A 14,121-nucleotide genomic window follows, 5' to 3' on the forward strand; every position below is an offset into this window, starting at 1 on the left:
CATGTATCGTCGCTTGCTTGCCCTGATCGCCGCGCTCGGTTGGTCCACGTCCGCCTACGCGGCGAGCAAGGAGTGCGCGCAGTCGCCGGGCAAGGTGCTGGAGGTCTGTGTCTGGGTCGATGGCGGCCAGGCGCTCTACGAAGTGACGCGCAAGGGCACGATGGTGCTAGCGCCGTCCGAGCTCGGCCTGACCTTCAAGGGCGAAGCGCCCGCGCGCTTCACTGCGATCGGCAACGCCAAACGTTCAGCGTCGAACACGACGTGGGAACAACCGTGGGGCGAACAGCGCGTCATCCGTGACAATCACAGCGAACTGTCCGTCACGCTGAGCGGCGACACGGCGTATAACAAGGCGGTCGATGTCACTTTCCGCCTGTTCGATGACGGGTTCGGCTTTCGCTACACCTATGGCGCGATTCCGGTCGGACAGGACGTCGCGGTCATCGCCGAACGCACGCAGTTCAAGACCCAAGGCGGCTACCAAGCGTGGTGGTATCAGGGCCTTGGCCAGGAACGCGACGAATATCTCTACACGCAGACCGATGCGCGACGCATCACGCTCGCGGAGACGCCATTGACGCTGAAGGGCGCGAACGGGCTGTATCTGTCGTTCCACGAAGCGGCCTTGATCGATTTCCCGTCGATGCTGCTCCAGGGCAATGGCGAGGGCGTGCTGACCGCATGGCTGATGCCGTGGCCTGACGGCACGTTGGCGAAGAAGACCGGCGCGTTCTCGACGCCGTGGCGCACGGTACTGATCGGCGAGACGCCCGGCGCGCTCGCCGACAGCCGGATCGAGCTCAACCTCAACGAGCCGAGCAAGATCCCCGACATCGCCAAGTGGTTCACCCCCGGCAAATATGTCGGCGTGTGGTGGGAAATGCACCTCGACAAGACGACTTGGGGCAGCGGGATGCGCCACGGCGCCACTACCGCGAACGTCGAACGCTACATCGATTTCGCGGCGAAATACGGATTCAAGGGCGTGTTGGTAGAGGGCTGGAATTTGGGCTGGGACGGCGACTGGATCGCGAACGGCGACAAGTTCAGTTTCACCAAGCCTTATCCCGATTTCGATATCGCCGCGATCACCGCTTACGGCCGGTCAAAGGGCGTCCAGCTGATCGGTCACAACGAGACTGGCGGCGGGGTGGTGAACTACGAAAACCAGCTCGCCGACGCGATGGCGTTCTATCGTCGTTACGGTGTCTCGGCAGTCAAGACCGGCTATGTCCGCCATTCGGGCGACATCCTCGACCGCAATGGTGAGGGCCAGTGGTTCGCCGGCCAGTTCATGGTCCGCCACAATCTGCTCGTCGCCGAGACCGCGGCCAAATACGGCATCGTCGTCGATGCGCACGAACCGGTGAAGGATACCGGCCTGCGTCGCACCTGGCCCAACATGGTCAGCCGCGAAGGCGCGCGCGGACAGGAATACAATGCCTGGGGCAACCCGACCAATCCGCCCGAGCATTTGACGATCCTGCCCTTCACGCGCCTGCTCGGCGGACCGATGGACTTCACCCCCGGCATCTTCGACCTCGCGCACGGCAAGGACGATGTCGCGCGTCGCGTTCAGTCGACGCTGGCGACCCAACTCGCCGAATATGTCGTGATCTACTCCCCGATCCAGATGGCCGCCGACCTGCCCGAGAATTATGAGAAGAACTTGACGGCATTCCAGTTCATCCGCGACGTGCCGACCGATTGGGAAACCTCGGTGACATTGCAGTCGGAGATCGGCGACTATGTCGTCGTCGCGCGGCGAGAGCGGGGCGGGGATGACTGGTTTCTCGGTGCGATCAGCGACGAGAATGCCCGGTCGCTCCGCCAGCCGCTGAGTTTTCTGGCCAAAGGGCGAACCTACGAAGCGCAGATCTACCGCGACGGTCCCAATGCCGATTACCGCACCAACCCGCTCGCGCTGACGATCGAGAAAAAGGTCGTGACCAGCACCGACACGCTGACGCTGGACCTCGCCCCCGGCGGCGGAACTGCAGTCCGTTTCAGGCTCATCCGCTAAAATCGATAAGGGGTATGTCGAGGTTGTCCTCTCGGCTGATAACCGCGAACGCCCGCGGGCCTGCGCCACTTCTGGGCGCGAGCCTCCCAGGCCTGCCAAAGATGGCGCGGGAGACTTGAGCGTGTGGTGCGCCACGCAGTCTGCAGCGAACCAGTCTCTTCCAGATATTCCCTGATATGTGGGAATTTACAGGGAATATGAGCTTTTCTAACGGCCGTTAGGCCGATCCGAGGCCCGGAAAACGGCGGATTTCCGCCGTTCCAGAGCGCATTTTCCCTGTGGAGATAACAGGGAACTTAAATCGACTGATCAGGGAATGTAAATTGTCCGAACAGGGAGCGCCCATACGCAAACAGGGCGCATTGCAGATCACCGTATTGAGCGGAGTACCGTGTCCTGATCGTCCTCATCGTCCTCCCCAAGTTCGGCATGAAGGAGGAGCATGGCAAAGCCGTCACGTTGGGCAAGCAGGTGCTCGGTGAGGACGCTGACACCCCGCTTGTCGCGGTCGCTCAGCCAAGTCTCGGCATCGCATTCCTCGACCTGTGAGTATTGCCCTGGCTGAAGCTCGTAGGCGCTAGCAATCGAGCCTGCCGGTACCACGTCCCCAACCCTCGGGACGATCCACGGGAAGTGCTGCTCGTTGCGATAGGTGCGGATGACCCTGCCCTGCCTGATCAAGATAACCGCAACCGCTTCCCGCTGGGCCTCGACGTATGATCGCGCCATTGCCTCCTTGCTGACGTCAAACTCTGCTGCCAGGCGGACGATATCGACCAGGTCCGGCCCCTTGGGCGAAAAGCCCGCACGGATGCGCGGCACGGGCATGAGCAGAGCGGCCGCAAACCGATTGGCTTCTGCCTCGATACGACGGCGGCGATCCCGCTCTTTGACATCAAGCAGATGCAGATCGTCCAAGGAGCATTCGAACCCGTGGCCGGGGCCTGGCATGTGTGTCGGGATAAGGAAGTGGCCGAGTTCATGCGCGACCGAATATCGACGACGCTTGCGCGGTCGGCCAGCTGCGACAAGGATGCTACCCGCCGCTTTATTGACGTCCATTACCAGCGCGGCCTCGAAATTCTCGGTTTCGAAGTTCTCTACCGAAATGATATCCAGCTGGTTGCACAGTGCCTCGACTGGAATGACCATCGGCATGTCGGACTCAAGCACATGGATGCAATTGGCGATGGCCAACGGAGAGCCCAACCCATCGAGATCAAGCCGGCTGATCTTCACGAGCCAGCCGTTCCTCGATTCTTCATTTGCTCCATGAGCATTTTGATGGTGTCCCGGTCTCGGGGGTCGAGTTTCTTGAGGTCGCGAAACATAGCAACCATCTCAGCGGGCTGCTCCTCGCCGTCCGGATTATCACCGACCAGATCGGCGATCCTTACCCGGAATAGCTCGGTAAGCTTGATCACCAGTTCCATCGACGGATTGCCCGTAAGACCTTTCTCGAGGTTCCAGACATGCGCCTTCGAGATCCCGATCGCGTCGGCAACATCCTGTAGCGATCGACGCTGCGCGATGCGCAGGTCGTGCAGCTTGCGAGCAAAGGTCATGGCCGCCTCGTTCAATCGATAATGCCGACAGCATACGCCAGGGATTGACGAAGACAAGCGTTCAGTATAATTGACACTACTGTTCAATCAGGAGTCGGCGATGGGGGATTTGAATCTCGTTGAGCGCGAAGTCGCGACGCTGCGCCCGTATGCGGCGAACGCGCGGACCCATTCCAGGAAACAGATCAAGCAGATCGCGGCATCGATCGAACGCTTTGGGTTCACGAACCCGGTCCTGGTGTCTGACGATGGTGAGATTATCGCTGGGCACGGACGGGTCGAAGCAGCCAAGCTGCTCGGCATAAAACGGGTCCCGACCCTTACCCTTGCTCACCTGTCGGACCTCGAGCGGCGTGCTTATGTGCTTGCGGATAACAAGCTGGCGCTCAACGCGGGCTGGGACCGGGAGATATTGGCGATCGAACTCCAGGCGCTGGTCGATCTCGAGTTCGAGACGGAACTAACCGGGTTCAGCCTGGCTGAGATCGACCTGGTGCTCGATGAAGCCAGTGATGCCGATCCAAACGGCAGCGACTCACCTGAGGATCTGGTGCCGGTGATCGGGGATACGCCGGTCACCCGGCGTGGCGATATCTGGGTGCTCGGTCGGCACCGGCTGCTGTGCGGCGACACGCGCAACCAAACCGACATGGACAAGCTAATGGATGGAGCGCGAGCGGACCTCGTCTTCACCGACCCGCCCTATAACGTTGCGATCGATGGCAATGTCTGCGGGCTGGGCTCCGTCAAGCACCGCGAGTTCGCCTTCGCCAGCGGCGAGATGAGCCGCGCTCAATTTGTGTCGTTTCTGACCGATGCGCTTGGCAACATCGCGCGTCACATGCGCGACGGCGCAATAGCGTTTGTGTGCATGGACTGGCGCCACATGGGCGAACTGCTGGAAGCCGGCGAAGCGGTGTTCACCGAGCTCAAGAACCTCGTCGTCTGGAACAAGACCAACGGCGGCATGGGCGTTTTCTACCGGTCGAAGCATGAACTGATATTCGTATTCAAGAACGGAGCCGCTGAGCACACCAACAGTTTTGGCCTCGGTGAGACCGGTCGCTATCGCACGAACGTGTGGGACTATGCCGGGATTAGCAGCTTGTCGGCTGGCAGGGCGGACGAGCTGGCTATGCACGCTACAGTCAAACCCGTTGCGCTCATCGCAGACGCGATCCGTGATTGTTCGCGCCGCGGAGAGATTGTTCTCGATGGGTTCGGTGGGTCAGGCTCGACGCTCATCGCCGCGGAGAAAACGGGGCGTTGCGCCCGCCTGGTGGAGTTTGACGAGATATACTGCGACACAATCGTCAGACGGTGGGAGGCGCTAACCGGGAAGCGTGCGACGCTCGCACCTGCCCATGATCGGTTTGAGGACGTCGCCGATCACCGGCGCAATGCGGCCTGATGGCCGATAGCGATCCGCCGCCGTCCACAGAGGTGGTCGGCTATGGACGACCACCGACCCAGCATCGGTTCCAGAAGGGCCAGTCCGGTAACCCAAGTGGCCGCCCGAAGGGTCGCAAGAACGCGCCCAAGACATATGATCCGGCGCTCCAGCCGACAGACAGGCTAATTCTCGAAGAGGCTTATCGTCCGGTGACCATCCGTGAGGGCGACACTACGATCGAACTCCCAGCCATTCAGGCCGCGATGCGCGCGCTCGCGATCTCCGCAATGAAGGGAAGCCGCCTTTCCCAAAAGGCGCTGGCCGAAGTGGTCCGCGCGGTTGAGGCGCGCGAGGCAAGCGAACGCCTCACGGCGATGGAGAACGCGTTCGAGTACAAGCAAAGATGGACAGCCGAGATCGAGCGCTGTGCGAAGTCAGGCTTGCCGGATCCTGCACCCATTCCCCATCCGGACGATATCGTAATCGATATGCGCACCGGCGCGGTGCGTACGGATGGCCCGCTTGATGAACGCGAGAAGAAGGAGTGGGATAAGCGCTTACAACGTCGTGACGAGGCTCAGGCGGAGGTGACGGAGTATGCTGGACTGCGCAAACGTGCTCGAACCGACAAACAGCGCGCATTCTGGCTCGAGCAATTACACTTTGAACAGCGTATCTTTGATCTGCTCAATGATTTGATGCCGGAGCGCTACAAGGCCAAGCTTGAACATCGATCATTTCATGCCGATGCCTCCCGCGAAGGGAAGACGCTCGACGCATTCCGCAAGAAGCACAGATCACGCTCGCGAAACTGATGCGTTTACGGCGCCCCCTTCATTCACGAGCAGATCGAACCTGAACCATCCTGCGGCGTGAATGTCCGCTATTGGGTGGTTAGCAGTCATTTGGGTGCTGCGACCAGTGGCAGGCTCAGCACGCTGGGCGTCGCGCTCCACAATGGCTCATTTCTTTTCTTTCCAATGTCGCCCGTGACGGCTAGCTCGGATCATCCCTGCGATCCTTAACGGCAACGCGGGGACTGAGAGACACTGTAGTGCTCCCGCTGCTGGGAGCACAACGTATGTTTGAGTTCAGACTCGAACCTCATTTACCGCTGCTGACGGTCACCCGAACGGGGCAATGGTCGTTGGAAACAGTGAGATCGTATGAGGCCGCTCTTCGTCTCAAGCTGGCAAAACTTCATTCTTCCGGTCGATCGACAGGTTTCATCATCGATATTCGATCGAGCGCAGCACACCCCAGCATCGTTGCCGATGCGCTCCGGGCCATGGTGGCGCGATTGGGTCCCCTTCACGCCCATCGGACAGCGGTGGTCACGTCAGGTGGACTGAGCAAGTTGCAGGCGAAGCGCCTTCCGGACGACCGTGCGCAGGTATTCACTTCGATGGTGCTCGCAAGAGACTGGATAGCGAGCACCGCCGACCCAATAGCCGCCCCTACAACTGTGCGCGATGAGCCAATCGATGCCGCAGTGGCAGGTCCTGCTGTGCATATTCACGGTCCACCAAACGTGGACATAACACTCACTCCGGCAGCAGCGCTGGAGACGGCAAAGCGGATCGGCGACGCGGCGATCGAAGCCCTAATAGGTCCCGTGGCAGTAGGTGCATCATCATGATCGAACCGAACGACATGCCATATCTCGTTATGCGGGAGCGCCAGTCTCGCGAAATGTCGGTTGAACCGGGGGATGTCGCCGTAAAGCGCGCCCACCTAAACGCGGCGGACGCCTATGCGGCGCGTATAATCGCATTAAAGGTTAGATGACTGCTGTTGGGTCGTTAGCGGACGTTAGGGGTTCGCTCAGGCGGTGCCGCTCGATTCCATCACGCCTAGCCGATGTCCGTTCAGACTGATCGCGTGCGTCCGTGCCGATCATCCGCTGCAGATTGAAAGGATGCCGGGCGGCATTTGACAAGGAAGTCGCGACGAGCCTAGCCCAGTACCATCATCACGCGCCATTGATCGTTAGCTAATCCACGCTGCAGAGCGGGCGATTTCAGTTTGGGCTTCCATGACCGTCAACCGTCGCTACCTTGCCCCGCTTCTCGCGTCGCTGATGACAACAAGCTGCGTGGTCGGGCCAAATTTCAAACAGCCAGCAGCGCCGCCGGTGTCTGGCTATACGGCAACGCCTCCTGACAAAACGGTCGCGACTCCCGACGTGCCCGGCGGAGAAGCACAGCGATTTGTTAGCGGCGGCGACATCCCAGCCGATTGGTGGACCTTGTTTCACTCCAAACCGCTCAATGCGCTTATCGAGCAGGCGCTAGCGAACAATGCCGACCTCAAGACGGCGCAGGCCGCCTTGCTCGCTGCCCAAGAAAATACGCGCGCACAACGCGGCTCGTATGCGCCAAAAGTATCAGCCGGCGTGGGCATCACCCGCGAACGCGATCCGTCCGGCGCGCTCGCCCCGGTGCCGAGCAACAATGCGTTTTTATACACGCTTGTGACCCCGCAGCTCAGCGTCTCCTACGTCCCCGATGTTTTCGGGCTCAACAAACGAACGGTCGAGGCCGCCACCGCACAAGCGCAGGCGAGCCGGTACCAGATGGTTGCGGTCTACGTCACGATCAGCACCAACGTCGCCGCAGCCGCCATCCAGGAGGCAGCGCTCGAAGATCAGATCGACGCCACCAACGAGCTGATCGGCATCGATCGCGAGATGCTGGGCGTGTTGAGCTATCAGAAGTCCAAGGGATATGTCAGCGGCGCTGATGTGGTCGCTCAGCAAACGCAACTCGCCCAGCTCGAAGCGTCGTTGCCGCCACTCATCAAACAGCGCGATCAGCAGAACAATCTGATTGCTGTGCTTACCGGGCAGTTTCCGGGGCAAGCGCCGCCGCCGAAATTCAGTTTGGCAAGTTTCACGCTGCCGTCGGACCTGCCGCTCAGTCTTCCTTCGGTGCTCGTCGAGCGGCGGCCGGACATTCTTCAGGCCCAGGCCAATCTGCACGCCGCGAGCGCGCAGGTCGGGATCGCGACGGCCAACCGGTTGCCCAATATCACGCTCAGTGCCAACGCCGGCAGTACCGCGCTCGCGATCGGCCAAGTGTTCGGACCGGGAACTGGCTTCTGGAATCTTGGTGCAGCGTTGCTGGCGCCGATCTTCGATGGCGGCACCCTGCTTCACCAGCAGCGTGCGGCGCGCGCCGCGTACCGGCAGTCGGCCGAACAATATCGCGGTACCGTGCTGACCGCCTTCCAGAACGTCGCCGACACGCTTACGGCGCTCGATCAGGACGCGCGGACGGTCAAGGCGACAGCCGCCGCGAGGGACGCCTCGAAGGCGAGCCTCGATATCACGCGGGCGCAATATAAGGACGGCTACGTGGCATATCTCGCCGTTCTCACAGCCAACCAGGCCTACCAGCAGGCCCGGATCGCGCTGGTCCAGGCCGAGGCAGATCGCTTTGCGGACACTGCGGCCTTGTTCCAGGCGCTCGGCGGCGGCTGGTGGCACAGACCCGAATTGGACCAGGGCACAAAATGATCGACCGATATTCGCTACGTAAAGCGGCAGCGGTCGCGCTTGCGCTGGTTCTCGTTGCGGGCTGCGCGGCGGAACCGGAAGAAGGCAACGCAAGCGACACCGTGGCCAACGTCCGCCTGACCAAGGCCCAGTTGAGCCGTGTCACCCTCTATACTGTCGTGCCGCTGGGCTATCAGCAGCGGATCGAAGCGCCGGGCACGGTAGACTTCGACAACGATCAGGCGACGGCGGTGGTGTCACCGTTCAGCGGCCCAGTCACGCGGACGTTGGTGTCGCTCGGCCAGCATGTCGTCAAAGGCCAGCCGCTGGCATTGGTCCAGTCGGCCGATTTCGCGGCCGCGATCGGCACCTATCGCAAGACCGTTGCCGCCGCCAACACCGCGCGACGGGTCGCGGCGGTGGATCGCGACTTGCTCGCCAACAACGGCATTGCGGCGCGCGAGGCCGCGCAGGCTCAGACCGATGCGGCGAGCGCCGACGCGGATCGGGATGCGGCGCTGCAAAGCCTGCTCGCGCTCAACGTCGATCGCGGCACCATCAACGCCATCATGGCGGGAAGGACAGCACCGAACGTCGGTGGAATCATTCGCGCGCCGGTGTCGGGGACCATCGTCGATAAGCAGGTCACCCCTGGCCAGCTGTTGCAGGCGGGGACCAGCCCGACATTTACCGTCGCCGATCTCTCGCAGGTCTGGGTTCTCGTCCAGGTTGCAGGCAGTGATCTCAACGCGATTCGAGTCAATGACGGCGCGGAGATCGACCCGGGCACGAACACCGGGCTGTTCCATGGGACGGTCGAGAACATCGGGGCGTCGGTGGACCCCTCCACGCGAGCCGTGGTCGCGCGCGTCGTTGTCCCCAATCCCGGCGGCCTTCTCAAGAAGCAGATGTACGTCAACGTTTCGATACAATCGGGCCAGGTCAGCACTGGACTGCTCGTGCCAGTGTCCGCGGTGCTCCGCGACGATCAAAACCTTCCGTTCGTTTATCTGGCCCAGCGCGACGGGAGCTTCGCCCGCCGCCACGTCACGCTCGGTTATCATGACGCTCAGCATTACGATGTAACCAGCGGTCTTCAGAATGGCGATCGGGTCGTCGTCGATGGCGCGATCTTCCTTCAATTCATGCAGAGCCAATGAGCGGCGATCCGTCCGCGCCGCTATCGACCGGCTCGTCGTTCATCAACCGGATTGTCGCCATCAGCCTCGAGCAGCGTATCCTCGTGCTGCTGCTCGCAGTTATCCTGATCGGCGCGGGCGTGCGGGCCTGGACCCGTCTGCCGGTGGACGCTTACCCCGATTTGTCGCCGCCAAGCGTTGAGATCATCACGCAATGGCCGGGCCACGCCGCCGAAGAGGTGGAACGGCAGATAACCGTCCCGATCGAAAACGGGATGAACGGCATCCCGAAGCAGAACGTCATCCGGTCGGTCTCACTCTACGGCCTGTCGGACGTGGTCATCACGCTCGATCAGAACGCAGACCGCAATTTCGGGCGGCAACAGGTTTTCGATCGCATCGGCGATCTCGATCTGCCGGCCGGTGTGAAGCCGTCGGTGAGCCCGCTCACTTCGCCCTCCGGCCTCATCTATCGCTACACGCTACAAAGTCCGGACCGGTCACCGACCGAATTGAAGACGTTCGAGGATTGGATCGTCGAGCCACAATATTCGTCCGTTGCCGGCGTTGCCGATGATTCCGGTTTCGGCGGCGGGAGCTTGCAGTACCAGGTCTTGCTCGACCAGTTTCGTCTCGCCGGCGCCGGCCTGTCGGCGCAGCAGGTCGAGAGCGCGCTCGCCGCGAACAACGGCAATGGTGGCGGCGGATTCTATTCGCAAGGCGGCCAGTTTTACTACGTCCGAGGTCTGGGGCAGCTCAAGACGCTCGAAGAAATCGGCAACGTCGTGGTGGCCGTGCACGACGGCGTTCCCACGCTCGTCAAGGACGTCGGGCGCGTGACCCTCGGCATCGCCCCGAGGCTCGGCCAGTTCGGCATCGGCAAGCAGGACGACGCCGTCGAAGGCGTGATCATGTTGCGCACCGGCGAGAAGACCCAGGACGTTCTGAAACGGGTCGAAGCCAAGACACGCGATCTCAACGAGAACGTGCTTCCCAAGGATGTGAAGGTCGTGCCGTTTTACGATCGGTCCGACCTCGTGCACGAGACCGTCGTTACGGTCGAAGGCAACTTGCTGCGCGGCATGCTGCTCGTCGTCGCGATCCTGATCTTCTTCCTCTACGACGTGCGCGCGGGGCTGATCGTTGCCGTGACGATTCCGCTTTCGCTGCTGTTCGCGTTTATGTGTCTCGACCTCCAGAGCGCGTCAGCGAACCTGTTGTCGATCGGCGCGATCGACTTTGGGATTTTGGTCGATGCCGCGGTCATCATGGTCGAAAACATCTACCGCCGGCTCGCCGAGCGCGATGAAGCTTCGCCCGGCGTTATCGAGGTCATCCGCGACGCCGCGGCGGAGGTCGACCGGCCACTGTTCTACTCGGTGGTCGTGATCGGCGTCAGCTTCCTGCCGATCTACGTTCTGTCCGGGCCGTCGGGCGTGTTGTTCAAGCCGATGGCGGACACGATGATTTTCGCGCTGATCGGATCGCTGATCGTCACCCTGACGCTGCTGCCGGTAATGTGCTCGTGGCTGATGCGGCGCGGCGTGCGCGAACGGCGCAACGCGATCTTCGAGCGCATCCGGTCCAGCTACACGCGCGGCCTCGACCATTGCCTCGCGCGCCCTCGGCGCACGGTGATCGTATCGGGCGTCGTCTTGTGCGCTTCGCTGCTCCTCGCACTGTTCACGGGCGCGGAGTTCATGCCGCATCTGGACGAAGGCGCGCTGTGGGTGCGCGCAACGATGCCTTACACGGTCTCGTTCGACGAATCGGCCAAGATCGTTCCCAAGGTGCGGGCGATCCTGGCGTCGTTCCCCGAGGTGACGACGGTCGCGTCGGAACATGGCCGGCCCGACGACGGCACCGATGCCACCGGCTTCTTCAATGCCGAATTCTATGTCGGGCTGAAGCCCTACGCCCAGTGGACTGGCGCATATCACAGCAAGTCGGAATTGATCGCCGCGATCGACAAGAAGCTCGAATCGTTCCCGGGGATCAGCTTCAACTACACCCAACCCGCCGAAGACGCGGTCGATGAAGCCGAAACCGGCCTGAAAAGCGCACTCGCGGTCAAGGTATTCGGCCCCGATCTCGACACGCTGCAAGCGAAGGGCAAGGCGATCAAGGCCGTGCTGGAACGCGTTCGCGGGATTGGCGATGTCACGCTGGTCCAGGAACTTGGCCAGCCCAGCCTCAACATCCAGATCGATCGCGCGAAAATCGCCCGCTACGGAATCAACGTCGACGACATCAATGGGTTGATCCAGACCGCGATCGGCGGCGACGTTGCCACGCAAGTGGTGCAGCGTGAAAAGCAGTTCGACCTTCTCGTGCGGCTCGATGGCAAGTATCGCGACGACCCGGTCGCGATCGGCAACATCCTGGTGGCCACGCCCGGCGGACAGCATCTGCCTTTGAAGGAACTCGCGGATATTTCCGTACAAAGCGGCGCCTCCTTCATCTATCGCGAGGACAATAGCCGCTTCATCGGTGTTCAGTTTTCGGTCGAGGGCCGGGATCTCGCCGGCGCGGTCAAGGACGCCATGGGCCAAGTCGCGGCCAAGGTGCCGGTGCAGCGCGGCTTCCGCCTCGACTGGGGCGGCGAGTATAAGGATTATACTGCCTCCCGATCGCAGCTTATGGGGATCGTGCCGATAACGCTGCTGTTGATCTTCCTGCTCCTGTTCATGCTCTACCGTAACTTCAAATTCCCCGCGATCACGCTGGCCGGCGTGATGATGTCGGCGCCGGTCGGGGGGATATTGGCACTGTGGCTGACGGGAACGCCGTTTTCGGTGTCGTCCGGCATCGGATTTCTCGCGCTGTTCGGCGTGTCGGTCCAGACCGCGCTCGTCTATATCTCCTATGTCAACGAGCTTCGGCTTACCGGGGTGTCGCTTCAGGGCGCCATTCGGGAGGCGGCGATCCTCCGGCTGCGACCGATCATGATGACGGCGTTGGTGGCCGCGCTTGGTCTCTTGCCCGCAGCTTTGGCCTCCGGGGTCGGTACCGACACGCAACGTCCGTTCGCACTCGTCATCGTCAGCGGCCTTTTTGCGTGTTTGCTGATAATCGTCTTCCTGATGCCCGCGCTTTACACCCTTGTCGCGAAAGAGAACGATCGCCTCGAAGTTTGATGGCGCAGATGCACTGTCGCTGTCGCCGGCTTTGACGTCCCGATCGGCCGCATGCATACTTGAAGTCGATCGGGCCCTACTCCTCGCTCGAGTGTTTGCATGGGAGCCCACGTAGGACTGCGCACGCCCCAAGGGGCAGGTATGCTACCTCGTCGGGTTTTTTCCCCAAGAACTCGGGCCCGCAAAATGACGCCACGGACGTCGCTCGGATGGTAACGTGATGTGGAGCGTTAGGACTCTGCTTCGGACGGAGTCGAGTGTTCGCTCCATTTTTTTAGCAATCTCACTTGGAAGCTCGCGCCGCGCTACATGACGACGAAGATCATCATCTTCCTCGGGCGTCCAGCGCATGCCGCTCTTTTTTGGAATGAGGTCCAACCTTCCGCCCGTTGCTGTCAAAGCGCGCTTGGGTCGCGTGCGACCGCACGCTAATCAGTTTGTGGTACCTCTGACAATAAGCGCTGACGCAATCCGCTGCTCCCTGCTTGTCTGGTTCCGGCAACCAAAGGCTGCCCCGCGGCAAACGGCCCAATGGATGCAGACTGATAATGTCGCTTATGTCGAGCGGCCGCTATTGGTGCTTCCCGCACGCTCATGCGCGCGCGGCGCCATTGCTTCGAAAAAATCGAATGATCCGATTCCGCCCTGGAGATCATTGAAGATGATGCCGCCGCCGACCGCTACGACGGTCGACGTAAAGCCTGCCTTCAAGATAGCGCCGCGCCACGGCTAATTTGATTACCTGGAATCCGCGGAATTGCGGGAGCAGTCCCTCCATTGCCGAACTATACCAAGCGTCGTCCCTGTGCGGTGCCGGCCTCCGACCACCGCCGTCCGATGCTCCGCACCGTCCAGACTTGACTATTAGTTGGTTTCGGCTTCGTATCGATCGGATAGCCGCCAAGAGCGCCGCCGGGTGATACTCGACTGATTACACTGGAAGCGAATTCTCGACCCACAAGGAGGGGCAAATTATGGCCGGAAATCAGTTGGAGCGCGATAGGATCTACAACGAAGCTCTTGCCCAAGGGCAATCGCCAGCGGCTGCTTCCGAACTAGTAAGAGAATACGACAATGCGATGGCTCCACGCACAGGGGGAACACAAAGCGAAAGGGACCAGATTTACCGCGAGGCCACTCGCGAAGGCCAGTCGACTGCTCAGGCGACCGAGCTAGTGCGTGAGTACGATCACGCGATGGGCAGCGGCCCGGAACCTGGTAGAAGTCAGGAGGAGCGTGATCGCATCTATCGAGAAGCCATTGCCGAGGGCCAGTCGCCCGCCGCGGCGGGCGAGCTAGTTTCCCAATACGATCACCCAGTCGATCCGCCTAGCCAGCCACCCGAGGTGCCTCCTCCTCCCCCAGTCC

General features: G+C 61.4%; 9 protein-coding genes. 7 read left to right on the plus strand and 2 right to left on the minus strand.

Annotation, left to right across the window (positions count from 1 at the left end):
• The first annotated feature begins 1 nt into the window (after position 1).
• Entirely contained in the window at positions 2 to 2,023 is a 2,022-nt protein-coding gene (locus JWM94_RS11765) for a glycoside hydrolase family 97 protein (RefSeq protein ID WP_299426921.1), read from the plus strand.
• Between the two features lie 369 nt (positions 2,024 to 2,392).
• On the opposite strand, the gene JWM94_RS11770 is transcribed toward JWM94_RS11765, so the two are convergent.
• Together JWM94_RS11770 and JWM94_RS11775 are read right to left on the minus strand one after the other, a co-directional pair.
• Positions 2,393 to 3,262, minus strand: coding sequence for an ImmA/IrrE family metallo-endopeptidase (locus tag JWM94_RS11770; protein WP_299426924.1), 870 nt, complete (start codon positions 3,260 to 3,262; stop codon positions 2,393 to 2,395).
• Positions 3,259 to 3,588, minus strand: coding sequence for a helix-turn-helix transcriptional regulator (locus JWM94_RS11775; RefSeq protein WP_299426927.1), 330 nt, complete (start codon positions 3,586 to 3,588; stop codon positions 3,259 to 3,261). The genes JWM94_RS11770 and JWM94_RS11775 overlap by 4 nt, the downstream gene beginning before the upstream one ends.
• Before the next feature lie 100 nt (positions 3,589 to 3,688).
• Between JWM94_RS11775 and JWM94_RS11780 the strand changes: the two genes are divergently transcribed.
• From JWM94_RS11780 to JWM94_RS11805, 6 genes are all read left to right on the plus strand, one after another.
• Positions 3,689 to 4,999, plus strand: a complete 1,311-nt coding sequence (locus JWM94_RS11780; protein ID WP_299426930.1) for a DNA methyltransferase — start codon at positions 3,689 to 3,691, stop codon at positions 4,997 to 4,999.
• Positions 4,999 to 5,796, plus strand: a complete 798-nt coding sequence (locus JWM94_RS11785; protein ID WP_299426933.1) for a DUF5681 domain-containing protein — start codon at positions 4,999 to 5,001, stop codon at positions 5,794 to 5,796. The genes JWM94_RS11780 and JWM94_RS11785 overlap by 1 nt, the downstream gene beginning before the upstream one ends.
• 239 nt (positions 5,797 to 6,035) lie before the next feature.
• Positions 6,036 to 6,620: a hypothetical protein gene (locus tag JWM94_RS11790; protein ID WP_299426936.1), complete on the plus strand. Its 585-nt coding sequence runs from the start codon at positions 6,036 to 6,038 to the stop codon at positions 6,618 to 6,620.
• Positions 6,621 to 7,016: 396 nt separating this feature from the next.
• Complete coding sequence (locus tag JWM94_RS11795) at positions 7,017 to 8,498, plus strand: efflux transporter outer membrane subunit (protein ID WP_299426939.1); 1,482 nt, start codon at positions 7,017 to 7,019, stop codon at positions 8,496 to 8,498.
• Complete coding sequence (locus JWM94_RS11800; protein ID WP_299426942.1) at positions 8,495 to 9,637, plus strand: efflux RND transporter periplasmic adaptor subunit; 1,143 nt, start codon at positions 8,495 to 8,497, stop codon at positions 9,635 to 9,637. Before JWM94_RS11795 ends, JWM94_RS11800 begins: the two co-directional genes overlap by 4 nt.
• The gene (locus tag JWM94_RS11805; protein WP_299426945.1) at positions 9,634 to 12,753 is read left to right on the plus strand and encodes a CusA/CzcA family heavy metal efflux RND transporter; all 3,120 of its coding nucleotides are present in this window, start codon (positions 9,634 to 9,636) and stop codon (positions 12,751 to 12,753) included. The genes JWM94_RS11800 and JWM94_RS11805 overlap by 4 nt, the downstream gene beginning before the upstream one ends.
• The last annotated feature ends 1,368 nt before the right edge of the window (positions 12,754 to 14,121 follow it).

The sequence above is a fragment of the Sphingomonas bacterium genome (assembly GCF_028289855.1).
Lineage (GTDB): Bacteria > Pseudomonadota > Alphaproteobacteria > Sphingomonadales > Sphingomonadaceae > Sphingomonas.